General features: G+C 35.0%; 27 protein-coding genes and 2 tRNA genes. 11 read left to right on the top strand and 18 right to left on the bottom strand.

Annotation, left to right across the window (positions count from 1 at the left end):
* Positions 1-4,007: collagen binding domain-containing protein (locus IAE52_RS09420; RefSeq protein WP_200136784.1), on the bottom strand; the 4,007-nt coding region annotated here is incomplete at its 3' end.
* Positions 4,008-4,480: 473 nt separating this feature from the next.
* Between IAE52_RS09420 and IAE52_RS09425 the strand changes: the two genes are divergently transcribed.
* Both IAE52_RS09425 and IAE52_RS09430 read left to right on the top strand, forming a co-directional pair.
* Positions 4,481-4,801, top strand: a complete 321-nt coding sequence (locus tag IAE52_RS09425) for a hypothetical protein (RefSeq protein WP_003131836.1) — start codon at positions 4,481-4,483, stop codon at positions 4,799-4,801.
* Positions 4,802-4,928: 127 nt separating this feature from the next.
* On the top strand, positions 4,929-6,875 hold the full coding sequence (locus tag IAE52_RS09430; RefSeq protein WP_109990581.1) for an alpha-amylase family glycosyl hydrolase: 1,947 nt from the start codon (positions 4,929-4,931) through the stop codon (positions 6,873-6,875).
* Between the two features lie 80 nt (positions 6,876-6,955).
* Here IAE52_RS09430 and IAE52_RS09435 read toward each other — a convergent pair whose 3' ends face one another.
* Positions 6,956-7,501 (bottom strand): TetR/AcrR family transcriptional regulator, encoded by a 546-nt coding sequence (locus tag IAE52_RS09435; RefSeq protein WP_010905153.1) that lies wholly within the window; start codon positions 7,499-7,501, stop codon positions 6,956-6,958.
* A 111-nt stretch (positions 7,502-7,612) separates the two neighbouring features.
* Between IAE52_RS09435 and IAE52_RS09440 the strand changes: the two genes are divergently transcribed.
* The 4 genes from IAE52_RS09440 to IAE52_RS09455 all read left to right on the top strand — a co-directional run bounded on the left by IAE52_RS09440 (position 7,613) and on the right by IAE52_RS09455 (position 10,169).
* The gene (locus tag IAE52_RS09440) at positions 7,613-8,398 is read left to right on the top strand and encodes an SDR family oxidoreductase (protein ID WP_109990580.1); all 786 of its coding nucleotides are present in this window, start codon (positions 7,613-7,615) and stop codon (positions 8,396-8,398) included.
* A 9-nt stretch (positions 8,399-8,407) separates the two neighbouring features.
* Positions 8,408-8,719: a DUF2316 family protein gene (locus IAE52_RS09445; RefSeq protein ID WP_012896982.1), complete on the top strand. Its 312-nt coding sequence runs from the start codon at positions 8,408-8,410 to the stop codon at positions 8,717-8,719.
* Between the two features lie 19 nt (positions 8,720-8,738).
* Positions 8,739-9,524 (top strand): SDR family NAD(P)-dependent oxidoreductase, encoded by a 786-nt coding sequence (locus tag IAE52_RS09450; RefSeq protein ID WP_012896981.1) that lies wholly within the window; start codon positions 8,739-8,741, stop codon positions 9,522-9,524.
* Between the two features lie 93 nt (positions 9,525-9,617).
* Entirely contained in the window at positions 9,618-10,169 is a 552-nt protein-coding gene (locus IAE52_RS09455; RefSeq protein ID WP_003131824.1) for a TMEM175 family protein, read from the top strand.
* 30 nt (positions 10,170-10,199) lie between these two features.
* On the opposite strand, the gene IAE52_RS09460 is transcribed toward IAE52_RS09455, so the two are convergent.
* From IAE52_RS09460 to IAE52_RS09500, 9 genes are all read right to left on the bottom strand, one after another.
* Complete coding sequence (locus IAE52_RS09460; RefSeq protein ID WP_003131822.1) at positions 10,200-10,523, bottom strand: DUF1292 domain-containing protein; 324 nt, start codon at positions 10,521-10,523, stop codon at positions 10,200-10,202.
* 152 nt (positions 10,524-10,675) lie between these two features.
* Positions 10,676-11,107, bottom strand: a complete 432-nt coding sequence (gene ruvX, locus IAE52_RS09465; protein WP_012896980.1) for a Holliday junction resolvase RuvX — start codon at positions 11,105-11,107, stop codon at positions 10,676-10,678.
* A complete protein-coding gene (locus IAE52_RS09470; protein WP_003131820.1) occupies positions 11,107-11,373 on the bottom strand; it encodes an IreB family regulatory phosphoprotein in 267 nt (88 codons plus the stop codon). Before IAE52_RS09470 ends, ruvX begins: the two co-directional genes overlap by 1 nt.
* A gap of 319 nt (positions 11,374-11,692) precedes the next feature.
* Entirely contained in the window at positions 11,693-12,604 is a 912-nt protein-coding gene (locus tag IAE52_RS09475) for an aldo/keto reductase family oxidoreductase (protein ID WP_109990579.1), read from the bottom strand.
* Between the two features lie 207 nt (positions 12,605-12,811).
* Entirely contained in the window at positions 12,812-12,946 is a 135-nt protein-coding gene (gene rpmH / locus IAE52_RS09480) for a 50S ribosomal protein L34 (RefSeq protein WP_003131818.1), read from the bottom strand.
* 131 nt (positions 12,947-13,077) lie between these two features.
* Positions 13,078-13,992, bottom strand: coding sequence for an RNA-binding cell elongation regulator Jag/EloR (gene jag, locus IAE52_RS09485; RefSeq protein ID WP_003131817.1), 915 nt, complete (start codon positions 13,990-13,992; stop codon positions 13,078-13,080).
* 88 nt (positions 13,993-14,080) lie between these two features.
* Positions 14,081-14,890, bottom strand: coding sequence for a YidC/Oxa1 family membrane protein insertase (locus IAE52_RS09490; protein ID WP_010905140.1), 810 nt, complete (start codon positions 14,888-14,890; stop codon positions 14,081-14,083).
* On the bottom strand, positions 14,887-15,255 hold the full coding sequence (gene rnpA / locus IAE52_RS09495) for a ribonuclease P protein component (RefSeq protein ID WP_003131815.1): 369 nt from the start codon (positions 15,253-15,255) through the stop codon (positions 14,887-14,889). The genes IAE52_RS09490 and rnpA overlap by 4 nt, the downstream gene beginning before the upstream one ends.
* Positions 15,256-15,391: 136 nt before the next feature.
* A complete protein-coding gene (locus IAE52_RS09500; protein ID WP_003131814.1) occupies positions 15,392-15,967 on the bottom strand; it encodes a TetR/AcrR family transcriptional regulator in 576 nt (191 codons plus the stop codon).
* Between the two features lie 195 nt (positions 15,968-16,162).
* On the opposite strand from IAE52_RS09500, the gene IAE52_RS09505 reads away from it, so the two are divergent.
* Entirely contained in the window at positions 16,163-17,359 is a 1,197-nt protein-coding gene (locus IAE52_RS09505; protein WP_012896978.1) for a multidrug efflux MFS transporter, read from the top strand.
* Positions 17,360-17,374: 15 nt separating this feature from the next.
* Here IAE52_RS09505 and argH read toward each other — a convergent pair whose 3' ends face one another.
* Positions 17,375-18,754, bottom strand: a complete 1,380-nt coding sequence (gene argH / locus IAE52_RS09510) for an argininosuccinate lyase (protein WP_003131811.1) — start codon at positions 18,752-18,754, stop codon at positions 17,375-17,377.
* Positions 18,755-18,784: 30 nt separating this feature from the next.
* The gene (locus IAE52_RS09515; protein WP_026138845.1) at positions 18,785-19,978 is read right to left on the bottom strand and encodes an argininosuccinate synthase; all 1,194 of its coding nucleotides are present in this window, start codon (positions 19,976-19,978) and stop codon (positions 18,785-18,787) included.
* A 156-nt stretch (positions 19,979-20,134) separates the two neighbouring features.
* Between IAE52_RS09515 and IAE52_RS09520 the strand changes: the two genes are divergently transcribed.
* Positions 20,135-20,221 (top strand) — tRNA-Ser (locus IAE52_RS09520).
* A gap of 194 nt (positions 20,222-20,415) precedes the next feature.
* On the opposite strand, the gene IAE52_RS09525 is transcribed toward IAE52_RS09520, so the two are convergent.
* Positions 20,416-21,579: an MFS transporter gene (locus tag IAE52_RS09525; RefSeq protein ID WP_014570341.1), complete on the bottom strand. Its 1,164-nt coding sequence runs from the start codon at positions 21,577-21,579 to the stop codon at positions 20,416-20,418.
* A 121-nt stretch (positions 21,580-21,700) separates the two neighbouring features.
* The gene (locus IAE52_RS09530) at positions 21,701-22,021 is read right to left on the bottom strand and encodes a SugE family quaternary ammonium compound efflux SMR transporter (protein ID WP_021723289.1); all 321 of its coding nucleotides are present in this window, start codon (positions 22,019-22,021) and stop codon (positions 21,701-21,703) included.
* Between the two features lie 241 nt (positions 22,022-22,262).
* On the opposite strand from IAE52_RS09530, the gene IAE52_RS09535 reads away from it, so the two are divergent.
* From IAE52_RS09535 to IAE52_RS09545, 3 genes are all read left to right on the top strand, one after another.
* The gene (locus IAE52_RS09535; RefSeq protein ID WP_109990578.1) at positions 22,263-23,198 is read left to right on the top strand and encodes an alpha/beta hydrolase; all 936 of its coding nucleotides are present in this window, start codon (positions 22,263-22,265) and stop codon (positions 23,196-23,198) included.
* An 84-nt stretch (positions 23,199-23,282) separates the two neighbouring features.
* Positions 23,283-23,368: transfer RNA gene (locus IAE52_RS09540), tRNA-Leu, on the top strand.
* Between the two features lie 218 nt (positions 23,369-23,586).
* Entirely contained in the window at positions 23,587-23,886 is a 300-nt protein-coding gene (locus IAE52_RS09545; protein ID WP_010905131.1) for a YbaB/EbfC family nucleoid-associated protein, read from the top strand.
* 41 nt (positions 23,887-23,927) lie between these two features.
* On the opposite strand, the gene IAE52_RS09550 is transcribed toward IAE52_RS09545, so the two are convergent.
* From IAE52_RS09550 to IAE52_RS09560, 3 genes are all read right to left on the bottom strand, one after another.
* Positions 23,928-24,236, bottom strand: coding sequence for a hypothetical protein (locus IAE52_RS09550; protein ID WP_033900257.1), 309 nt, complete (start codon positions 24,234-24,236; stop codon positions 23,928-23,930).
* Between the two features lie 162 nt (positions 24,237-24,398).
* Positions 24,399-26,126 carry a phosphoenolpyruvate--protein phosphotransferase gene (gene ptsP / locus IAE52_RS09555; RefSeq protein ID WP_010905129.1) on the bottom strand — a complete coding sequence of 576 codons (1,728 nt, stop codon included), beginning with the start codon at positions 26,124-26,126 and terminating at the stop codon, positions 24,399-24,401.
* Positions 26,127-26,128: 2 nt separating this feature from the next.
* Positions 26,129-26,395: a phosphocarrier protein HPr gene (locus IAE52_RS09560; protein WP_003132292.1), complete on the bottom strand. Its 267-nt coding sequence runs from the start codon at positions 26,393-26,395 to the stop codon at positions 26,129-26,131.
* Positions 26,396-26,485 lie beyond the last annotated feature (90 nt).

Raw genomic sequence — 26,485 nt, forward strand, 5'->3', positions numbered from 1 at the left:
CCTGTTGGAGCTTTGGTTTCAACAAAGGAATAATCTCCAGGGGATAAACCAGTAGCCGTAACTTTACCATCTTTATCAGAGCTTAAATTAGTTTGGATTGTATTACCATCTTTATCAATAACTTTGAAAATCGCACCTGATAAAGCTTGACCATTACTGTTATGTTTAATGAGTTGTGCTGAACCCTGATAGTTAACTTTTTCCAAGTTGATATCTGGGATGATTCCTTCTTCATTGGCTTTAAGCTCAAAGTCAATTGGGGTTGGGTCCAAAATATAACCCGCTGGGGCTTTGGTTTCAACAAGTGAATATTTACCAGGTGTTAGTTTTTCAATCGTTACATTTCCAGAACTTTCAGAAGTAAGTTTTTCGTAACCTGAAACAACTTGACCGTTGCTGTCTAGTACTTTAAATTCTGCACCTTGAAGTGGATTTTTTACCTCTTTACCATTTTCAATGGTTAGTCCTACTTTTTTCAAGATTACTTTCGTTGGTTCATTTTCAACGTCTTGAATTGGGAAATTAGAAACTTCTCCGTCTTTTGCAACTGTTATTTTCTTACCTTTGACTAGTTCTTCATCAAGTGTATACCCTGTTGGGGCCTTAGTTTCAATAAGAAGATAATCAGTAACACGCAAATTCCCAAGTTTTAAATCACCATTTTTGTCGGTATCTCCTTCACGAATTAATTTATCTTTTTTACCATCTGTACCGATAGACCAAAGTTGAAGATGAGCTCCCGCAAGTTTTGCTTTGCCGGGACCAACTTTTTCCAAAGTAACTGAACCTTTTGATCCGTTTGCACTTCCGTTATGATTAGTTACGGGTACATCTTTTTCAACATCTTGTTCTATTGTTTTCTCGTTGTCTCCAGTAATATGGGCTTGATTAGTTACCACATCATTAGCTTTGTCAGAAGTAATTAATGCACGATATTCTACAACATATGCTGTGTTAATTTCTGATAAAAATTTAATTTTAACTGTTTGAGCCCCTGTAGAATTGTCAGTTTGGATATCAACAGAATAATCTTTGCCTTGTTCAAGAATAATATTTTTGTTCTCAGTAATATTACCAGAAGCATCAATACTTGTTCCATAAATAAGAATATCTTTTGCTACAATATACTGATTTGAGGAAGGATTATCAGTGACTTCAACATTTTTTAAGGTAGATTGCGAGGCGTTTACTGTAAGTTTCCAATTTACATAATTAGAATCTGTACTTGACTGTGAACCATCTTTCGTTACGAATTCTCCTTGATGTGCTGGAGTAACACTAGCACTTAAATCATGTGAAATGTCCTTATTTGTAAATGTCGCTTTGTTTTTGTACTCCTTCTGATTGATGAGGTTACCTTCTAGACTTGTTTCAAATATTAGAACATAGGCTTTTGTGCTTCCATCTGGTAGTTCTACCTTAACACTTCCTTTGCTTTCTACTATTTTTATTCCCATATCTGAAGTAACTTCAGCACCTAAAGTATAAGTACCATTTTTATTAATCGTAGCTTCATATACTTTAGCACTTCCAGAAACATAGTTTTGATCATCAGAGATTGGATCAGTTATTGAGGCATTGCTTAATTCTTGTTGATTGAAATTTGCTGCAATTGTCCAGGTAATTTTTTTGCTGGTTGCATTATATGAACCAGATTTTTGTCCATTATATTGGAACGGAGGTATTGGTTTAAATTCTTTATGATCATTATTAGTATGATCTCCTCCATTTTTATCCTTCCAAGTCATTGAAGCATCATTTACAAATTTGATATCTCCTTCATGACCAGACCCATTATCAATCACACTAGTATCAAATTTTGTTTTGTATTTAATTTGATATTTATGATCTGTCCCCTCCTTAAGTGGGGAATTAAAGGAAACTGAAAAGCCTGCTGTTGTTTTTATCAGTGTATATTCTGTTGGGGAGAGTACTTTATTTCCAGCAGTTTTATCAATAATTTGGAAAGTATTTTCAAGGAAAGTCAAACCTTCAGACATTTTGTCTTCAAGTGACCAGTTTTCCATCCAATAGCCTGCACTATTAATATCTATTTTCCATGGAATTTCTCTATTCTCGTAATCAATAGCTCCATCAATATTTTTAACGATTCCTTGTTGAGTTGCATTACCACCTGACTCGCTGTTATCTCCCGTATCAGTTGTTACTGAGTTATCAATGGTAACATTTCCATCTACGATATCTTTAACCTTCGTTTGATATTCAACTTTTACTGCATAATCGATATCAGTAATAAACTCAATTTTAAATTTTTGAGGATTATCAGGGTCTTGTACAAGTTTATAATCTTCCCCTTCTTTTAATTGAGCACCTTTAATTTCTTTTCCGTTACTATCAAAAGTAATTTTATAAAGTTTAACACTTCCGTTCACCAGCTCGATGGCATCACTCATGGTATCTTCAATAAATGACCCTGCTTTATGATTTTTTTCATTATAATTGTATTCTATATTCCAATTATAAATTTGATCGTTCCCTGTTGTAAATGGTCCATTTTTTTTAATTGGCCCTTTATATTGCGCAGTAACAGAGGCACTTGCATTGGTATCTGTTTTTCCATCATTTAATGTCGCTGTATTTTTAAAACTTACAGATCCCTCTTTTTCCGGAAAACTACTTTCATCGATAGTTGTTGTATAGACAACATTGAACGCTTGATCGGTGGTAGCATATTTACCAATAAAAGTAATTTTTCCATTTGAATCAACAGTATAATCTGTACCTTTTACTAAAGGATGTTCTTTATCAATGGAAATGATTTCTCCATTTTTTCCAACTGTCTCAGGGTAAATTTCGACGGATTCATAAGTTGTTCCTTCTGGCATTGGATCGGTAAGTGTAGCATTTTCCATTGTATTTAATGGACGGTTAATATTTATTTCCCAAATCACTTTACTAGGATTTGGAGTTTTATCGAAATGTCCTGATTTATCAATTGCTTGGTCATAGGTTGGCCGAACATGAATTTCTGAAGGGGGAAAATTTTCCTCCGTTGGTGTATCAACTACAACTTCTCCTGGAACAATTGTCTTATCGAAATGTGCATCATAATGAAAGGTACCCTTAATATCATGATAGGTTTCAACTTTTTCATTGAAGACGAAACGAACGGTTCCATCTGCATTAATTGTATAGGTTCCATAATCTCCCAGTGACGATGTCGCTTGCTCAATTGTTACACCATCAGGAAGTTTAAAATCAAAGTAATCTCCTGATTTCAATGGTAAAATATCTTCTGGAATACTCCAGGTATAATCGATTTGAACTTCTGCATCTATCGGAACATCTGTTTGATCTGGATAAGGTTTTCCTTCTTTATCAAGATATATGACCTTAGCTGAGTCGATAATAGTCGCTGGTGAAATTCCTGAGTCTTCTAGAAGTTTACGAATATCTTGACTTTCCACAGTTTTTATAGCTTGCTCTGAATGTTTAGTCGTACTACTTTCTTTTTCTTTGATTTCAGGTGTAACAGTATTTTGAGTCACAGTGGAAGTTGACTGACTTGGGGTTTCTGAAGTTGAACTCGTTTTTGGCAACAATACATCAACCTGGCTATCATTTAATTTGGCTGTTAATCGCTCAAAGTTTTTCAAAACTTCTTTAGAGATTGAAAAATTGACTTTCACTTCGCCTGTATTTAGTGAATTAAGGTCTATTGTCAATCTATTTTCGTCAGCAGTATAAGATGCTGTTGACTTTTGTCTGTTAGCCTCATTTGGTTCATTAATTTTAATTGATTTATCTAATTCAATAATAGTTGTTTTACTTTTCAATATTGACTGATTAATCTTGAGACTTAAATCAAATGTCATTAAATCAGCATTACTTTCGGATTCATCTATTTTAAATTGACTTAATGTTATATCCGAATCATTTGTTTCTTCATTTATTGCTCCTGCAATTGCTCCAACTGGGGTAATAACATATTGTAAAAGCAGCATTAAACCTAAAATTATAGAAATAACTTTTTTTCTACTTTTCATAATGTCCTCCTTTTGATTTTAAATCAGTTTTGTAAGCGATGTATTTTATTAATTACATTTTCTTATAAAAATTGCTGATTCTAGGACATTATAGCATAATACAATACAAATGTGTAATAAATTTCGTACATTAAATTCTATTGTCTTACTTTTATTTATATTTTTGTTAGTTCCTAATATAGCCTTTTTGCAACATAATGGCTCCATAAAGCCATTAGCCCCTTTTTTTAATATTTCATAAATATTTAAATGATTAATAAAAAAAGACCGATAAAAATTAAAAATTTGAGTCTAAATCGACTTTTATAACAAAAAAAACAAGATAATGCTTTTTTAAAAGGGGAAAGTTTCACATTCGTTTTATTATTTTTACATTACACCTCTAAATTGAGTCTTATTTTAAATAATAAATATTACCGCTTAAGCATTAAGGATAATAATGTATAATAAAGAGAAAGGAACGAGGAACAAATATGGATTATAATGATTTTATGAAAAGTAAGCACATTGCTGAACGTTGGGGAGAGTTTCAGGCTAATTATAAAAATTTAAATAAAACAAGTGAATTAAAGGCTTATCATGATTTACTGACAGAGTTTTATGATTATATTCAAAGCCTAGAAGCTCATCTTTTTAATGACGAAAAAGTTGCTGACCAAAAAAATTTACTGACAGAAAATGTAGCAACTCCTTCGCAAATTTTTAATGCTCCCAAAATTCCAGAAACAGTTTCTTTTGGTCAAGAAGCACTCGGAGGTGAGGAAGACCCTTGGTTTGGTTTTAATGATGAATAAAAAATATTTACTGACCCATTCTGTCAGTAAATATTTTTTATTTTATATGGGAATTTCATTGTGAAAACCTTTGCAAAAGTGATAAAATAGAGCTAGAAATGATTTTCAGTAAAAAGGAGAATAGCTTATGCCTCTAAATATTTTGGATTACGACCCTTATTTGGAACCTTTCAAAGAAGATTTGTCTTTGCGGCTTTTTGAATTTGCTCGAACAAAAAAACGGCTTTTAGGAACTGATGGTTCGCTTGTTGATTTTGCTAATGGTTATAAGTATTTTGGCTTTCAACAAGAAAGTAAACACTGGACTTTTCGCGAATGGGCACCAAATGCTAAAAGAGCTTGGTTGGTTGGAGATTTCAATAATTGGGAAAACAATTTTGAGTTGAAACAGGCCTATGGTGGGACTTGGGAAATTTCAATTCCGGGTATGCTACCTGTGGGTTCTAAGGTGAAGGTTAAGCTGCTTTTACCGTCTGGTGAAACAGTTTATCGTGTTCCCTCTTATATTATGTTTGCTGTCCCCAATGAGCGCCATGAATTGGATGGAGTGATTGTTCAACCAAAATATGATTGGAAGAATAAAGCCCCTCAGTTAAAAGAAGCTCCTTTGATTTATGAAGCACATATTGGTATTTCAACTGAAGAATATAAAATTAATTCTTATAAAGAATTCACGCGCGATGTCTTACCAAGAATTAAAAAGGCTGGTTACAATACTATTCAACTGATGGCAATTATGGAACATCCGCTCTATGCTAGTTTTGGTTATCAAGTTTCCAATTTCTTTGCAATTTCTAGTCGCTTTGGTCAGCCAGAAGATTTGATGGAATTGATTGATCAAGCTCATGGTATGGGTTTGCGAGTGCTTTTAGATGTGGTTCATTCACATGCTGTAAAAAATATCGAAGATGGTCTCAACTATTTTGATGGGACAGAAAATCAGTATTTTCATGAAGGTGAACGAGGAAATCATCCAGCTTGGAAGACAAAACTTTTTAATTATGGCAAAGATGAAGTGATTCATTTTCTACTTTCAAATCTTAAATTTTGGTTGGATACCTATCATTTTGACGGTTTTCGTTTTGACGGTGTGACTTCAATGCTTTATCATGATCATGGTTTAGGGACTGCATTTACTGATTACAGCAAATATTTTTCGCTCAATACAGACATCGAAGCGGTGACTTATTTGATGTTGGCAAATGAATTAACACATTTATTCAATCCATCAGCAACAACAATCGCTGAAGAAATGTCAGCCATGCCGGGAATGGCCCTACCTATTTCAAGTGGTGGAATTGGTTTCGATTACCGTTTATCAATGGGAATTCCTGATTTTTGGATTAAACAATTGAAAGAAAAAACGGATAATAGTCTTGACTTATTGAGCCTTTGGTGGGAATTAACAACGCGACGTCCCGGTGAAAAAAATATTGGTTATTCTGAAAGTCATGACCAAGCTTTAGTTGGTGATAAAACGATTATGATGTGGTTAGCTGATGAAGAGATTTATTGGAAAATGGACCTTAATAGTCAATCTCTAAAAATTGACCGTGCCATAGCACTTCATAAATTAATTCGCCTAATTACTTTTAGTTTGGCTGGTGAGGGTTATTTAAATTTCATGGGTAATGAATTTGGCCACCCCGAATGGCTTGATTTTCCGCGTCAAGAAAATCATGATGATTTCCAACATGCTAGAAGACAATGGTCTTTAGCTGATAATAAAGATTTGCGTTTCCAATATTTATTGGCATTTGACCAAGCGATGATTAATCTAGAGCGACATTACAAGTTTTTAGAAAGCCCAGAACCTGTCCAACAACTTTGGATAAAAAATTCGGATAAATTACTAGCTTATAAAAAAGGGCAACTTCTTTTCGTCTTTAATTTCCATCCTAGTTATGAACAAGAGCTTCAACTCCAATTTCCTGAAAAACCAGAACTTATCTTCGATAGTGATGACCAAAAATTTGGTGGTTTTGGTCCAAGAAGTAGTTTTGGTTGGTCAAAAGGGCATTTAAATCTAATCCTTGAACCTAGAACTGCCATGGTTTTCCGAATTAAAGAATAAAAACCTGTCAATTGACAGGTTTTTTTACTGACAAAATCGTAAAAGTTACTGACAGAAATCCAAAAAGTCTGTCAGTAACTTTAAAAGGCATTTAAATTCGGTTCAAGCAAAGTCCAGAGATTTTCAAATTGATTTTGAAATTGGTCATCCCACTGTGGGGCAATTTTTGGGTGATGAAAATAAACAAAAGCTTGAATATAAGCAGCAGCTTCCTCTTCACTTTCAAATTTAGCAGCTGTCTTTAGACTCTCAACCATTTCTAAAATATGTTTACGTCCCAATTCTAAATTTTCTCCAATGTAGGTTGTGTATAAGGCAAACATTTCTGGAGTTTTTCGATGTGCTTCATATTTGGCAATGGCGACTGACCAGAGCCAATCATGAACAATCTCTTTTTGATGTTCATACTTGCTTGTGTCAAAAGGAAATATTTTTACAAGTGTCTGACCATTGAGCCAACGAAGGGCAAGTATCGTTAAAAGTTCATCTTTACTTTTAAAGTGCTTATAAATAGCTGGTTGACTAATATTGAGTTCCTTAGCAATTTTTGAAATGGTGAGTTTCTCTATTCCATTCTCTAAGATAAATTCTTCTGTTTTTCCTAATATCTTTTCACGTGTATTCATAAATTAATTGTAACACAAGTTATAATTCTTGACAAATATAACTTTCTGGTTTATAATTCATTTTATTGGTTATAAAAGTTAAAAAAAATAACCTCATAAAAAGGAGAAATCATGACATTTACAGGACATACGATTTTAATCACAGGTGGTACAAGCGGAATCGGACTTGGTTTTGCTAAAAAGTTTTCCGAATTAGGAAATAAAGTCATCATTACCGCCCGAAATGAAAAACGTCTTAATCAAATTTTAAATGAAAATCCAACTTTTACAGGATTTGTCAGTGATGTTGCTGACAAAGACTCCCTCCCCCAATTAGTCAAATTCATCAAAGAAAATTTCCCTCAACTTGATGTCATTATGAACTGTGCCGGAATTATGCGTGCGATTAATTTATTTGAACAAGCTGACAATTCTCTGGAAGTACTGACAGAAGAAATTCATATTAATTTATTAGGAACAATTGCTGTGACACAAGCATTTTTGAAAATCCTTGTCGCAAATAACGGACTAGTCATTAATGTTTCATCAGGATTATCAAATCTGGCTGACGGTGCACACCCTATTTACAATTTGACCAAAGCTGGGGTTCATTTTTACTCTGATGCGCTTCGAGAACAAGCTAAATATTTTGAAAAGACTTTAAAAGTCATCGAATTAGTTCCACCATTAGTTGCTGAAACAAATCTCGAAAGCCATACAAATACTGACGCACCCAATAACCTGGCACTTTCAGACTTAATTAGTGAAACTTTAGCCGGGCTTGAAAATGGCTTAGACCGGATTGACGCTGGTTTTGCTAAACAACTTCACCAAATGGGCAAAGTAAATAGTGACGAAAACACCAAACTACTTTCTCAACAAATGCTCAGCAATTATTTTCCCAAAATGAAAGATTAGAGAAGAAAAATGTCACTTAATCCCCTTCAAATGCATAATACCAAAAAAGAACTCCGCAAAAATTTTGAACTCACAGGACTTAGCAAATCTGAAATTGCTAATGATTTAAAAATTAGCGAAGTAAAACTTGAAAAAATATTTAATCTTAAACAAAGAACACTCGAAGATACTTGGATTTTACGAAATTATTTACTAGAAAAAGTAGAAAAAACAGGTCAACAACCTGTTCCCTTTACCGCTTTATCTGGAGATTGGCACCGTCACTGGTTTTTAAATTCCAATCTAATTGACCAACAACAAATGTCTAAAGGCGACAACTAAAACTCAAAGGAGAAAAATCATGAAAACACTTATCACTGGCGCAAATAAAGGAATTGGTTTTGCACTTGCTCAAAACCTTGGTCATCGCGGCTATGAAGTCTTGGTCGGAGCCCGTAATGAAACGCGTGGACAAGAAGCCGTTGAAAAGCTGAAAGCCGAAGGAATTACTGCCAAATTTGTCAAAGTAGATTTAGATGACTTAAATCAATTGACGAGCTTGTCAGCACTGACAGATATTGATTTACTTATTAATAATGCTGGAATTTCTGGGAATATTCATTCAGATAAAGGGCATCTTGATATGGAAAAATCAGCTTTTGATTATTCAACAACTGATTTAGAAGAAACAATTAAAACCAATTTTTTGGGAACACATGCTGTGATCAAAGAACTTCTTCCACATTCACTGACAGAAAATGCTAAAATTATTAACATCACCGTACCCGTTTCTCAAGAATATTGGATGCCACTTGCTTATGTCACTTCAAAAGCTGCACAAAATGCCATGACCTTTGCTTTTGGTCATCAATTCAAAAAAGATAAATCTAAAAAACAAATCTTTGCTGTTATGCCTGGTGCAGTTGCAACAGATTTGAACGGTGCAAAAGTTGGGGATAGTCCATTTGTAAAATCTCCTGAAGAAACAGCTCAAATGATTAGTAAATTTATTTTTGATGACAAAAATCATAATGCTCAAATTATTAATTTTGACGGAACAATTTATGATAACTATGAACCAGGCTTACGTAACAAAGTCATTAAAGATGTCGCTAAAAATGGTTTAAAGCGTAAATTTAAAAAATAAATAAAAAAGTTACTGACAGATTAGTCAGCAACTTTTTTATTGTTTTTTGAAAAAAGCGTAAGCAAATCTTAACATTTATGATAAAATAATTCCATGGAAAAAGAAAGATTTTTGGCTTTTACAGATGCTATTATTGCCATCATTGCAACGATTATGGTTTTAGAATTTAAAACCCCTGATAAAAGTGGCTGGCCTGCTCTGGCAGAATTAACCATCCCACTTTTAGCTTATGCTTTGAGCTTTTTTATGATTATGACCGTATGGTATAATCATCATCAACTTTATCGTGATATTAAAAATATTACTCCTCGAATATTCTTATTGAATACGCTCTGGCTATTCATTATGTCATTTTTCCCCTTCACCACGGGTTGGGTCGGAAAACATGCAAGTGAGTTTCTCCCTGAATTTTTCTATTTGATTGTTATTTTTCTCTGGGCGGCTGTTTTTCATCTTATGGACCATGAGCTGCTCAAAGAAAATCCTGATAAAGAATACAAAGAACTCACACACAGTCTTTCAGGTAGAAATCTTTTTCTCATCAACTTTCTTTCTATTGTTATCGTTTGGTTTTGGCCTCCTATCGGCTTAGTTTGCGTTGCTATGCTTGCTACAATATCCCTCATAAGTTTCTTAAAGAAATAAAAAGCCGTCAGTTAATGACAGCTTTTTATTTTAATCTTCTTGTTCATCCATAAAGCTATTGAAGACTTCTTCAATCATATCCCATTCATCTTCAGCATCTTCAGGGATTGGTTGCAAATCACCCTCAGTACCGTCAGCATTCTCAGTAAATGAGTAAGCCAAAACATCGATAAGACCTTGTTCATCTTCTTCAAACTCAGTAGGTTGTAAAACAACATAGTTTTTGCCAAATTCTTCTTGTCCATCAATGGTAATCAAAATTTGGAACAAGCTTTCGTTTCCATTTTCATCAACCAAAGTAATATAGTCAGGTTCATGATTATGGTCATGTTCGTGATCATGTGTATGAGTCATTTTATTTCCTTTTCTTCATCCTTAATTAGAGGAATTTTCTGCTATTCATAATAAAATAAATAGACAACTTTTACTGACAGAAAATCCTACGAATACTTGTCAGTATTTTTATACTTACAAATAAACTAAAGCTTTCATCAGTAAACCAAAAATTATAATTTTAATGCATGAGCATCCAAATAATTTTGTAAAATCAAAACAGCAGCCAATTTATCAATCGATTTTTTGCGATCTTTACGACGCACACCACCATCAATCAATACTTTTTCAGCTTGCGCAGTTGTCAATCGTTCATCTTGATAAGCGACTTCCAAACCGAATTCATTGGCTAATTTTGTACCATAATCCCGTGATGCTTCGGCACGAACCCCTTCATCACCGTTCATATGTTTTGGAAGACCAAGAACTACCTTTTCAGGTTTGTATTCTTTAATCAAAACGCCCAAACGTTCAAAGCCAAGCTCACCGGCTTCACTGTCAATCTTAATGGTTTCAACAGGTTGAGCGGTCATCCCAAGTAAATCACTGACAGAAACTCCCACAGTTTTTGTTCCGACATCAAGCCCTAAAATTCGTGCAAACACTATAAATTGACACCATTATCTTTCAAATAATTCTTGATTAATTCCTCAACAATATCATCTCGGTCAAAACGGCGAATTTTATTACGCGCATCATCATGACGAGGGATATAAGCAGGGTCTCCCGACAAAACATAACCCACGATTTGATTGATAGGATTGTAACCCTTAGCCTCAAGCACATTGTAAACATCAACGAGTGTTTCGCCAATTTCTTTCTTGTCCGAATCACCAAATTCAAAACGGACTGTTTCATCTGTAAAACTCATAAGACACCTCCTTTAAATTTATCTGTAAAGCCAGATTAAACTAAAAATCAATAATTTCCATCCCGTCAGCCAACTGATGTCCACATTTTTAGAAGACAATCATTTTATTTACTGACAGAAATATCCCATTAAAAATTTCTTAGATACATGTTAATTATACGTTATTTTTTGCTTGAATTCAACCGTTTTCTCCATTAAAGTAAATAAAAGCCTTCTATCAAGGCTTTTAAATTTAAGTTAAAAATTTCCAAAGATATAAATTATAAAAATAAGTTCAATAAAAGACTAGTTTTAAAAACTAGTCTTTACTACAATGATTTTAAGGTAAAATATTTCCAGCTGCCATGTACAAGTCGTACCATTCCGCACGTTCTAAGACAATATCTGAAGCAGCCGCAATTTCTTCAATTCGGCTCAATGTCATCGTTCCAATAATTGTTTGGATATTAGCAGGATGCCGATTAATCCAAGCGACAGCAATTCCAGTTGGAGTAGAATTGTATTTTTCTGCATAAAATTCCAATTTTTTATTCAAATCAGGGAATTTTTCATTTCCAACAAAGACGCCTTCAAAGAAACCATATTGGAAAGGTGACCAAGCCTGAATAGTCATCTTATTAATACGAGAATACTCTAAAATACCATTATCATGAACAAAAGAACCTTCATCACTCATATTTACATGAATCCCAGCATCAATCATTCCCGTATGTTTTAAGCCAAACTGTAATTGATTAAACAACAACGCCTCTTTCACCGCTGTTTTCAACAGTTCAACTTGACCAGGATTTTGATTAGAAACCCCAAAATAACGTACTTTTCCTGCTTTTTCCAATTCATAAAAAGCCTCAGCTACTTCTTCAGGTTCGACTAAAGTATCTGGACGATGCAAGAGCAAAGTATCCAAATAATCAGTTTTTAAACGAGATAAACTCCCCTCAACCGATTCAATAATATGTTTTTTTGAAAAATCGAACATTTTCCCAGGAACAATTCCGCATTTTGACTGTAAAATAATATCTTCTCGTTTTACTGACGATTTTTCTAGAGCATCTGCAAAAATCGATTCACAAGCTCCACCCCCATAGATATCAGCATGGTCAAAGAAATTTATCCCTTGCTCCACTGATTTTTCAATGACAGCAATCGGATCTTTTCCCTCTTCATTAATTCTCATACAACCTAAAATAATTTGAGAAGCTTCAAGTTCACCAATTTTGAATTTTTTCACGACAAAACTCTCCTTTAAGTGTGAGATTTCACCTTATCTTCAATCAACAAAGGAAAAAATTTCACTAATTATTTAATAAAACCATTATAACACAATTAATGAAACCGTTTAACAAAATATATTTAATCATCAGCCGACTCCTGCCTTATTTAGGAATAATCAAATAAAAAAAATCAGCCATAAGCTGATTTCAATTTCATTTACAAATTAAACTGTAAGTGAAGCACGTCCTTTACGACGACGAGCTGCAAGGACACGACGTCCGTTTTTAGTTGCCATACGGCTACGGAATCCGTGAGTAGTCTTACGAGATTTTTTGTGTGGTTGGTAAGTACGTTTCATTTTATATAAGTCCCTGGGCTACTTCACTTTTGGTTGAAAGTAGCTCCACCTTTTCGGTGTTCCTTTCATCTTTTTACTGCTATTAAAAGCATACCTTACAATTCTACACTATGAAAGGTCTTTTGTCAAGGCTAAATCTCTTTAGCCACAACAATATAGCGATTATATTCCTGTCCTTCTGAATGACTTGATACACCATTTTCCTGACCAATAATAGTGTGAACAATTTTACGTTCATTAGACTGTAAATCATTAATATAAACAGTTTCACCGCCACGCGCACGTTCAGCTGCACGATGAGCAAGACTTACGATATAAGCTTTGCGTTTTTCATGATAATCACCCACATTAACAGCAATATTCATTCGTGTATTCAAAATACTATTAGCGTAAGCTTTTGCTAAAATTTGCAAACTTTGTAAAATTTTACCATGTTTGCCAATAAGCAAAGCATCATGATTAGAAGTCAAATTGAAAACTGTTAAATTTCCGTCACGAGAAACTGAAACACGCGTTGCAATTCCCATTTCTTGTGTGATAGTTGTTAAATAGCTTGAAATTTTTGAAGCAATTTTTTCATCTTCGTTTGAAACTTCTTTCTTCGCTTCAACTTCTTCTTTAACAGCAGAAACCACATCAGAGAGGTCTGCTGTTCCTTGACGATTTTGAACAACCGTCTTTTTAGCCACTTCAATAATCGCATTACGCTCTTCTTCAGTGATTTCACCATTTTGTTCTCTCTCAGCCGCACGGACAGCTTTAACCACTTGGCTTAATTCAAGTGTTGCTTCCATAGCAGATTGTGACTTAGGCACACCAAGATTAATTGTATCATCCACACCACGTTCTGCTAAATGGTCAGCTTTACGCACTGTTTCTTCATGGATTGGCTCAATATTAACCCGAGCCCGTTTTTTTCCAAATCCTAAGAAACCCTTTTTTTCTTTTTGTTCAATATGAATATGAACATTTTCACGCTTAACATTTAAGCGATTTAAGCCACGTTCGATTGCATCTTCGACCGTTTCACCAGTAAAAATAGCCATAATAAAACTACTCCTGTCATATGATAAAGCCTATTGACAATTTCTAGCACAACTTCCAAATTAAAATAAAAACTGCCAATGGTATTTTTTATTTTTTTCTTGCTTTCTTCAATGCTTTTTCGCGAGCTTTAATTTTGTCTTTTTCGACCTGTACCTTAGCTTCACGCGCCGCAATAATTTTGTATGGGTTTGCCAACAACATTGTTTGGAATACTTGGAAAGCATTAGAGATTACCCAGTAGAGTGCAATCCCAGCAGCAAAGTTAACCCCCATAATCAAGATGAAAATAGGCATGATATAAGTCATTGAAGTTGTCATTGCATTTCTTTCTGGAGCAGATTTCATCATCAAGTATGAACTCAAGAAAGTAAAGACCGCAGCCAATATAGGCAAAATAAAAGTAGGGTCTTTAGCACCAATTTCAAACCATAGGAAAGTTCCGTGTTTCAAAAAGTCCACACGAGACAAGGCTTGATAAAGTGCCCATAGCACTGGCATTTGAACAACTAGTGGTAAACAACCCATGTAAGGGTTGACTTTATTTTCTGCATAAAGTTTTTGAATTTCCTCGTTCATCAAACGACGAGATTCCATATCTTTGCTTGGGTATTTAGCCTGAATTTTTTTGATTTCTGGCTGAATTTCTTGCATACGTTGGCTAGATTTGATTTGGATATTCATCAAGGGAAGCAATGCTGCCCGAATAACAATCGTGAATAAAATAATACCAACTCCGGTCAAACCACCAAATGACAAGAAACGAATAACCTGTGCAAAGCCATATACAATTTGGTCCCAAAGGTTGGTTGAACTACTTGTCACAGCTGTTGTTCCACAAGCTGTAAGCAACAAAAGAGCCGCCCCTGCCATTGCGATCAAACTAAATTTCTTTTTCAATCGTTTTCTCCATCCACATAGATTTTTGACAACTTCAAAACGTGTTTTAGATTTTTCTTTACTTCCTCAAAACTGAGTGTTTCAACACCCGAACGTGCAATAATTACAAAATCTTCATCTGTCAAATAAGGCTTAAATTCAGCAATGGCATGGCGTAAAAGACGTTTAATTCGATTACGCAAAACCGCATGACCAAGCTTTTTGCTTACTGATAGACCTACACGAAAATGAGGTTGATTTGTGTTTAATTTATAGACCACAAATTTTTTATTGGCAAAGCTATGTTTCGCTGAAAAAATTTGGTCAAAATCCTTTGAGCGTTTAACGCGATATGTTTTTTTTATAGCCAAGCCACTCTCTCCCATTTTAGAAATTATCGTATTAATTTTATCATAAACTTGCTAAAAAGTCACTATATCACTTGAAAACGTTCTATATAGAACGAAGGAATTATCAGTTACATTTAGCATTTAAAAATACCATGTATTTAACAAGGTATTTTTAAATATTTTCTGGATTATCTAGACGACTAAGCAGATGATCGACCATGTAAGTAAAGGATTCTTCTTTAGAAATTGATCCAGACTGACGGAAATATCCTAATTGTGTTAAAGTGATAAATCCATGAAGCGTTGAGCGAAACATCCGACTGATATGAAAATTTTCTTCTTCTGACAAATGAAAATTTTCCAAGCTTCGACGAACCAAACGAATATTTTCTTTTGCCAAATATTCAAGTTCCCCATTATTTGTTTGGTGTATTACATTAATCAGTTCATAAACTGCTTCATATTTTTCAGCGAATCTTTTATAACTCTCAGCATAAGCCCTAAGTGCTGCCAAAGGAGTTAGTCCCACCATTGCATGAGTTAGTTCATAGTTTAATTCTTTTTGGAGGTAGACTGCCGTTGCCACACGTACTTCTTCCATATTTTTAAAATGATTATAAAGTGACGGAGCTTTAATTCCAAAATACTCAGCTAAGCGCGGAAAACTAACATTAGAGAGACCAATTTTACCAGCTAGTTCAATAGTAGCTTGAACGATTTTATCACGAGTCAATGCAATCCTTGCCATAATTGGATTCCTTTCAATACTTTCGATGCCGAAAGTTTACTCGAAGTTTGAACTTTTATAGTCGATTCAAACTATCTTACTATCAGTATAAAACTATTCTCAATCTTTTTCAAGCAATGATTCGTCATTGACAAACTATGAACAATAGTTTTATAATATTATTATGAATACATCAAGAAAGAAGGACATTCATTCATGAAAGAATCATGGCAACGAAATTTAATTGTCCTTTGGTTTGGGACATTTATGACGGGGATAGGTTCAAGTCTTATCGCCCCTTTTATATCACTTTACATCAGTACACTTGGCCATTACTCAAAAACGGAATTAAACATCTGGTCAGGCTTGGTCTTCTCATCCACCTTTATTGTTTTAGCAATCGTTTCTCCCCTTTGGGGAAGATTAGCTGACCAGAAAGGTCGGAAATTGATGCTCTTACGCGCTTCTCTTGGGATGGCAATTTCAATTTCATTAATGGCTTTTGTTACAGCTGCTTGGCAATTGCTTATTTTACGCATGCTACTTGGGGCCTTTTCTGGTTTTGTCTCTAATTCAATGGCCTTAATGGCCAGTTCTGCACCAAAGGAAAAATCAGGGGCCGTCTTATCGCTCCTTACAACAGGATCTGTTGCTGGAACTCTTATCGGTCCAATCATTGGCGGAATACTTGTTAATATAACTGGTTATCGTCGCGTTTTTAGCGTCACAGGAATCATTATGTTTCTCGTCTTTTTCCTTGCTTTATTTTTTGTCAAAGAAACATTTAAGCCCGTTGAGAAGAAAAACATGCTTTCCTATAAACAAGTTTGGGAAGTTGTTACCCACCCAGCCATTATTTGGGGCATGTTTTTTGCAACCCTCATTACTCAAATGACCAATCAATCGATTAATCCAGTTCTTTCACTCTATGTACAAGAACTTATGCATGGTCAAGGAAACATTACTTTCATGGCCGGAATTGTCGCTGCTGCCCCAGGAATCGTTACATTAGTGGCTGCTCCATTCTTAGGTCGTCTAGGTGATAAAGTTGGTCAAAGAAAAATCCTTGGTTTTGGACTTTTCTTTTCACTAATCGTCTTCTCAATCACAGCAATGACAACTAATGTTTGGTTTTTAATTGTTATGAGACTACTTGTCGGAGTCTCTGATGCGGCAATTCTCCCTTCAGTTCAAGCCATCTTAGCAAAAGAATCTCCTCAAGCTATTACTGGTCGAATTTTCTCTTATAATCAATCTGCTCAATCAATTGGTGCTTTTGCAGGTCCCTTACTTGGTTCAGCTATTGCTGGATTTATTGACTATCGTTATGTCTTTGTGGGTTCAGCAATTCTGGTTGTCTTTAATTTAATAAACTACTTTACACATACTAAATCACTTGCTGTAAAAAACTAATTATAAAAAAGAACTTCAAATTTGAAGTTCTTTTTTTGCTTCTTCTATTTGTTTTTTAACTGATTCAAATCCTGTACCACCTAGAGAATTTCTTCTTGAAACTGCCGTTCTTGATTTTAAAACTTCATAAACATCTTCATTGATTAATGGAGATAGCATTTGATAATCTTGTAAATTTACATCTTGGAGGTAAATTCCTTTTTTTATACAATCTAATACTAAGAGACCAACTAATTCATGAGCTTTTCTAAAAGGAAGGCCCTTTGCTGCAAGGTAATCGGCCAACTCTGTCGCATTAGAAAAATCTTGTTCAGTTGATTTTTCCATGTTTACACGGTTTACAGTTAAAGTTGACAACATCCCATTCATAACTGTTAAAGAAGTTATTATAGTATCAGCACTATCAAACATTCCTTCTTTATCTTCTTGCAAATCTTTGTTATAAGCTAAAGGTAAACCTTTCATCACCGTCAATAAAGCTGTAAGATTTCCATAAACGCGGCCTGTTTTTCCTCTGATTAATTCTGCCATATCTGGATTCTTCTTCTGTGGCATAATAGAAGAACCCGTAGAATATGCATCAGACAGACTGACAAATTTGAATTCATGACTAGACCATAGTAAAAGCTCCTCACAAAATCTTGATAAGTGCATCATTAACAAACTTGCATTTGAGAGAAATTCTAAAATAAAGTCACGGTCACTGACCGCATCCATTGAATTATCATAAGCCTTCTCAAAACCAAGTAATTTTGTCGTCAACATTCTATCAATCGGAAACGTTGTCCCAGCTAGAGCTGCCGCTCCTAAAGGATTCATATCTGTATGCTTAACATTAAATTCAAAACGTTCAAAATCACGTGTCAGCATTTGATAATAAGCCATTAGATGTTGACCAAAGGAAATCGGTTGTGCATGTTGTAAATGAGTATAACCAGGCATAATAGTGTCAATTTGGTTTACAGCGAGCTTTACAATTGTTTCTCTTAACCCTTTTAAAGCTTCTAAAACGGCCTCTAAGATACTTTTGAGGTATAGATGCATATCTGTTGCCACTTGATCATTTCTAGAGCGAGCCGTATGCAATTTACCAGCTAGTGGACCAATTTCTTGATGAAGATAAGATTCCATATTCATATGGATATCTTCATTTTCCATCTTGAATTCAATTTGGCCATTAAGAAGCTTTTCTTCTACTTTTTTCAGACCTTCGGCAATTTTTTGGGATTCCTCGGTAGTAATAATTCCTGTTTCACCCAACATCTTTACATGAGCTAATGAGCCTTTTAAATCAAAAGGAGCAAGTCGTTGCTCAAATTTAATTGATGCTCCAAATTCTTCCGTTTGTTTATCTAGTGACGCCTCAAAACGTCCTCCCCAAAGTTTTTCTACCATTCTCTTACTTTCCAAATTTTCCTATAGCTATTATTTGAGATTTACTTGAGCATTGACTTGAGTAGGTAGACCCCACAATTTAATAAATCCAACTGCCGCTGCTTGGTCAAACTCATCTGCAGCAGTATATGTTGCTAATTTTTCGCTGTAAAGCGAATTAGTTGATTTACGTCCCACTGGTGTTGCTAAACCTTTATATAATTTAATTTTTACAATCCCGTTAACTACTTTTTGAGTTTCATCAAGATAAGCGATCAAAGCCTTAGTAGCAGGATTGAACCACAAACCATTGTAAATCAAGTTTGCTAATTCATTTTCAAGAACTGGTTTAAAATGTGCAAGTTCTCGAACGAAAGTTAAATCTTCCAAATCTTTATGTGCTTTTAATAAAGTAATGGCAGCAGGACATTCATAAAATTCACGGGATTTAATCCCAACCAGGCGATTTTCAATATGGTCAATCCGACCAATTCCATGTTTTCCTGCAATAATATTCACTTCTTTAATGATTTCATGCAATTCTAAGCTTTTTCCATTTAAGGCGATTGGTAATCCTTCTTTAAACTCAACCTCGATATATTCAGCTTCGTTTGGAGCGTCCTCCACAGAATTAGTCATAAAGAAAGCATCCTCTGGACAAGTATTCCAAGGATTTTCAAGAACACCAGCTTCAATCGCACGTCCCCATAAATTCATGTCAATTGAGTAGGGATTGTCTAAATCAGCAGGAATAGGAACACCATTTTGATTGGCATATTCGATTTCTTCTTCGCGAGCCCAATGCCACTCACGAACTGGAGCAATGACTTCAAGCTCAGGCGCAAGAGAATGGATGGCTACTTCAAAACGCACTTGGTCATTTCCTTTTCCTGTACAACCATGAGCAATAGCCGTTGCCCCTTTTTCTTTGGCTACTTCTACTAATTTTTGAGCAATCAAAGGGCGACTCAAAGCGGATACTAAAGGATATTTATTTTCATACATTAAATTTCCTTTGAGTGCAGCTCCAACAAATATTTTAGCGAATTCTTCCTTGCAATCCAAAACAACAGATTCCACTGCCCCTACTTGAAGCGCCTTATCATGAATAAAATTCAAGTCTTTTCCTTCACCAACGTCCATGCAGGCAGCAATGACGTCAAATCCTTTATCAGTCAACCATTTTACAGCAACACTTGTATCCAATCCACCCGAATATGCCAAGACAATTTTTTTGTTTCCCATCATTTTCTTCTTTCAAATTAATATAAATGCAATTGTACAGCATATTTATTCATTTGTCAACATTTTTGTATAAATATGCGTTTTATTTTTCGTTTTATGTTCATATTATTTCAAGAAGTGAATTAACTATGATATAATGAAATTAAATAAGGGAGTGGAGCCATGGCAGAGTGGTAATGCAGCGGACTCGAAATCCGTCGAACCGTTTATAACGGCGCAAGGGTTCAAATCCCTTTGACTCCTTTTATAAATGGATTTTTCTATCCTATTTGAGAAAAATTATAGAATATCCAGTAACCAGTATGCTTACTCCTTTTCCTCCTGAATGTATAAGATTACATCAGGAGGTTTTTTATTCAAAAAAATTTTTGTTTATGAAAAAACTACCACTTTTTGCAAGGTAGTAGTTATAAATATAATAAAATTGAAAGTTTTATTTAGATTTTACTGAAATTTTTTCTGTTTAAGAATAGTGATAAAAATCCGGTTCCCAGTAGAATAATCGCAGAGATATAATATGGAAATAAATGGTTAAGGTCAAACATATAACCCGCGGCCATTGGCCCTAAAATATTTCCAAAACTCGTAAAGGCTGAGTTCAAGCCATTAATTGCCCCTTGCCGATTGCCCGCATGCTTTGAAAGATAGGTTGTTACAGCCGGTCTAAATAAATCAAAGGCCAGAAAAACAACAAATGTAGAAAGAGCAACGACTAAATTTGATTTTGTAAAGGCAATAACAGCAATGAAGATTGCACTGGCAAAGAAAGTTAATTGAATCAAGCCAAGTTCACCAATTTTATTGACGATTGCATCAAATAAGAAAAGTTGGAAAAAGAGGGCTAAAATTCCACTCACTGTAATTACCAAAGCAATTTCACTCATACTAAAACCAAAGTTAATACTTGCCATGATACTATAAATTGACTCAAAGGCCTGTAAACCAAATGATGAAATCAAAATTATAATAAAGAGTGAACCAAATAATGGATTTTTGAGAATATCAAGAAATGAAACTTTTTCGATTTCTTGATGACTTTCAATTGTGCGCTCTGGTTCTCTTAAAATTGTGATAGTTAAAATAAAACCAAGGAAAGCTAAAATTGCTGCAACATAAAAAGGAACACGTATTCCAAAATGGGCAATAAAACCACCCACTCCAGGACCAATAATAAAGCCACCACTGATTGCTGCTGAAACAAGTCCCATCGCTTTAGGACGTTCAGCAATTGTGGTCATATCAGCCACATAAGCAGTAACTGAAGGCATGAGCATCGCAGCTGCGACACCCCCTAGCGCTCGCGAAATATAAAAACCTGTTTTCGCTTGTGCTAAACCAAATAAAAGTTCAGAAAAAGAAAAAATAATCATTCCAATGGCAATGAGTTTTTTGCGCCCAATTTTATCAGATAAAGCACCAGCGACTGGTGAAGCAACCAATTGAGCAATTGCAAAAATAGAAATCATCATTCCCATTGTTGTTCCTGAAAAGTGCATTTGTTCTTTAAGGGTTGGCAAAACAGGAATGACTAAACCTGCACCCAAAAATACTAAAAAGAGATTAGAAATTGCTAAATTCATCATGCTTTTTTTGTTTTTCATTTTTTCCTCCTCATTAAAAATAGCAAATAGATTATTCTATTGCTATTTCTTTTATTTTTTACCAATTCTCTTATTATATCATGAAATCTATATACTAAAAAATTAAAAGACTGTATCATCTTTAGTGACCGCTTGTTACTTTTATTCCAATAATACCCACGACTAAACAGGCAATGAAAAGCCAAGTTAATGGTGGGACTTTATCTTTGAATAGAATAAGTCCGATTAAGATTGAGCCAACGGCTCCGATCCCCGTCCAAATTGGGTAAGCAATCCCTAAAGGTAATTTTTTTAGAGCTAGCGCAAGAAAACCAAAGCTAGCAATCATTCCGATGATTGTCAGTAGTGTAAACTTCAAATTTGAAAAGCCGTGGCTCAACTTCATTGTTGTTGCCCAAGCCACTTCAAATGTTCCCGCTATAAGTAAATAAATCCAAGTCATTTTTGCCTCCTCAGCTAAAAAAAGAACGACCATCTACATTTCTTCTCAGACCTACTGAAATGCAAATAATCGTTCGTACGATTTAACTCCCGGTGGAGTATTTATTCTATTTTCTTCATTCTATCACACTTTTATTAAAAAAGCTAAATTTATTTTTTAGAGTTGAATGATTAAATCTATTATTAAAACAGAGAATCTTTTAATTTTGGTTTTATATTGAATTTCATGTATAATAAAATTCATGAAAAAATTTAGAAAAAAACAAATCTGGCGTGTAATAATTGGCCTTTTTGCTCTTCTTTTAGTTATTAATTTAGGAGCAACTTTATATTTTTATCAAATTGCCTGTGTTCGAAATAATCAACAGATTGGTCAGGTCAAAAGTAGCAGTCCTAATTATTCTTTAGTACAAAAATTCGATAAATTATCAAAAAGTACTGAGTCAATTAAAAATGATGGTCTGAAACTTGATGCATGGTATGTTCCAGCCGAGCACAAAACTAATAATACAGTAATCGTGGTACATGGTTTTCGCCAAGATAAGTCGGCTATGCGTCAGTATGGTCAACTTTTTCATGAATTAGGTTATAATGTGCTCATGCCAGATAATCGTGGGGCCGGTCAGTCGGAAGGCAAATTCATCACTTTTGGTTATCATGACAAATTTGATGTCATTGCTTGGGCTAACTATTTAACTGACAAGAATCCTGAGAGTCAAATCAGTCTTTATGGACTGTCCATGGGAGCTTCTACAGTAATGATGGCTTCCAGCGAAAAATCTTTGCCTTCGTCAGTAAAAAATATTATTGAAGATTGTGGATATACCAACGCTTGGGATGAAATTACTTATCAAGCAAAAGAAAGTTATAATATTCCACCTTTCCCACTCGTTTATAGTGTTTCTCTTGAAAGTAAATTGCGACAAGGTTGGTTTTTCCAAGAAGCTAGTGCTACAAAAGCACTGACAAAAGATAAACTTCCTATTCTATTGATTCATGGAAGTAATGATACTTATGTCCCTACTTCGATGGTTTACGAAAATTATAAAGCTGTCAAAAAAGGAACGCCAAAAGAATTATTGGTTATCAAACGGGCTGCTCACGCCAAATCATTTGAAACAAATCCTGAACTTTACCGCCAAACAATTTCAAAATTTATGAAAGCTTATAATCCATAATTTACTATGAATCTTGTCAGTAAATTACGAGTTAATTCTTGACAGAGAACAATGAAAATGGTATTATATTTAGGTACTGTTTTCGCGGTGGTGGCGGAATTGGCAGACGCGCAGGATTAAGGATCCTGTCGGGAATTTTCTTGGTGCGGGTTCAAGTCCCGCCCACCGCACTAATAAAACTCAGCTAAGGCTGAGTTTTTTTGTCTCATTTTTTACTGACAGAACGCTCCTCAAACCTTTCTACTTCTGTCAGTAAATAAAAAGTGACTTTACATACGTTTCATTTGCCTCTCCTTTATTTTCCTATTTTTTTATTATCTTTTTTTATGGTAAAATAGAGAGGTGTTGAAAGGCTTTCAACAAAATTTCTAAAAGAGGTAATATTTCCATGATGAATATGCAATCAATGATGAAACAAGCACAAAAACTTCAAAAGCAAATGCAAGTTTCACAAGAAGAAATTGCCAATACAACTTTTGTTGGTAAATCTGCTCAAGACCTTGTAACTGTTGAATTTTCAGGTGACCGCACTTTGAAATCTCTCGACATCAAACCTGATGTGATTGATCCTGAAGATCCTGAAACTTTACAAGATATGGTTACTGATGCTGTTAATGATGCGCTAAGCCAAATCGAAAAAGTTACTGAACAAAAACTTGGAAAATTCACTAAAGGATTACCATTTTAAGCATGTATGAGTTACTGACAGATTTTTTGTCAGTAACTTTTTTACTGACCAAAAGGCAATGTTAGCAACCAAAAAGTTGTCACTGAAAGTAAAATACAATTCAATATCAGAATAATATATTTTTGTTTAGTCCAATAAATAGAATTTGAGGTCATCACCCGTTGAATTAGATTAGGCAAGGCCATCAAAATTGGTAGGACAATAATATTAAAAACTGAACCGCTAGTTTGCTTACTCGTCAAAACAAGCCAGAAATTAATATTAATTTGGCTAGGTAAAATCAATATCAAAATGAGACTGTAACCTTCCTCTCCAACTAACCAGTAATCAAAAAAATTTAATTTTGCCATTTCTCTCCACTTATCATTATTGTACGTTTTAACATTAAAATAATACAAAAAACTTATCCACGTGGATAAGTTTTTCTGTCAGTAAATTTGTTGTTGATAAATAGATTACAAAAAATCCTGTCAGAACTGACAGGATTCATTTATTCAAATCAATTGAAAAGATTATTTAGTGTATTCTTCAACGAGGGCAATAACTTCTTCCATTGTTGCACATTCGCTCAAAGCTTTGCTAGACAATTCTTCCATTTTCTTAGAATCCAAACGTTTCATAAGTGAACGAGTTTGGAGTACTGATGTTGCTGACATAGAGAATTCGTCAAGCCCCATACCCATAAGCAATGGTACAGCAGTTTGGTCGCCGGCCATTTCACCACACATACCAGCCCATTTACCTTCAGCGTGAGCTGCTTTGATTACATTGTTAATCAAACGAAGGATTGATGGATTGTAAGGTTGGTAAAGGTAAGAAACTTGTTCATTCATACGGTCTGCAGCCATTGTATATTGGATGAGGTCGTTTGTACCAATTGAGAAGAAATCAACTTCCTTAGCAAATTGGTCTGCAAGCATTGCTGCTGCTGGAATTTCAATCATGATACCTACTTCGATACCATCTGCAACTGGAACACCTTCAGCAATCAATTTTGCTTTTTCTTCGTCATAAATCTTCTTAGCTGCACGGAACTCAGTTACGAGAGCAACCATTGGGAACATGATACGAAGTTGTCCGTGTACAGAAGCACGCAAGAGTGCACGCAATTGTGTACGGAACATTCCGTCACCAGCTGTTGAAAGGCTGATACGAAGTGCACGCCATCCGAGGAATGGGTTCATTTCTTTAGGAAGATCAAAGTAAGGCAATGTTTTGTCACCACCGATGTCCATTGTACGGACAACAACTGGTTTACCGTTCATTCCTTCAAGTACAGCTTTATATGCTTCGTATTGGTCATCTTCTGTAGGGAAATCTTGTGCATCCATGTACAAGAATTCTGTACGATAAAGACCAATTGCTTCAGCACCGTTATCGTTAACACCTTCAACGTCTTTAGGTGTTCCGATATTAGCAGCAAGCTCATAATGACGTCCGTCAGCTGTAACAGTTTCAGCGTCTTTAAGAGCAGCCCATTCTGCTTTTTGAGCAGCATAAGCTTCACCAGCTTTGTGGAATTCGCTTTGTTGTTCAGTAGATGGATCAAGAATTACTTCACCAGTCAATCCTGAAACAGCCAAAAGTTGACCTTCAGAAACAAGTTCAGTAATATTATTTGTTCCAAGAACAGCAGGAATTTCCAAAGTACGAGCCATAATTGCAGAGTGAGAAGTACGTCCACCAATGTTAGTAACAAAGGCTTTAACGAATTTCTTGTCCAATTGAGCTGTATCAGATGGTGTCAAGTCTTCTGCTACGATGATTACTTCTTCATCGATAAGCGCTGGACTTGGCAATTTAACACCAAGAAGGTGAGCCAAAACACGTTTTGTAACGTCTTTAATATCAGCTGCACGTTCTTGCATATAAGCATTATCAGTCATCCCTTCAAAGATACCGATAAACATATCAGTTACTTCTTTGAGGGCTGATTCAGCGTTAACTTTTTTGTCGTTGATTACTGCTTTAATTTGAGCAGTCATATCTGGGTCAGCGAGGACCATCATATGAGCGTCAAATACAGATGCTGCTTCTTCACCAAGGGTTGTTACTGCTTTGTCCTTAATAAGTTGAAGCTCGCTTTGAGATGTAGCAAGTGCTGCATCAAGGCGAGCTTCTTCATTAGCTGTATCAGCAATTGTCTTTGTTTCAAAAGACAAATCTGGTTGGACAAGCAAGTATGCCTTAGCTACTGCTACACCTGATGATGCGGCGATACCTTTAAGCATAGTTGTCATGATTATTCTGCGAGTCCTTCTTTAGTCATTGTTTCAGCGATTGTTGAGATTGCATCGTCAGCATCTGCACCTTCAGCTGAAATAGTAACGTCAGCGCCTTGACCAACACCGAGTGACATAACACCCATGATTGATTTAAGGTTTACTGATTTACCTTTGTATTCCAAAGTGATTTCTGATGTGAATTTTGAAGCTGTTTGCACAAGCAATGTAGCTGGACGTGCATGGATACCAGTTTCTGCAACGATGTGGAATTCTTTAGATGCCATTTTTATGGTTCTCCTTAGATGTTTTTTCATTTTTATTGATGATATCTAAAATATCTATCACTCTTGAAATTGTACCACAAAACGAAAGGG

This window comes from Lactococcus sp. S47 (assembly GCF_016517475.1).
GTDB classification, from domain to species: Bacteria; Bacillota; Bacilli; order Lactobacillales; family Streptococcaceae; genus Lactococcus; species Lactococcus lactis.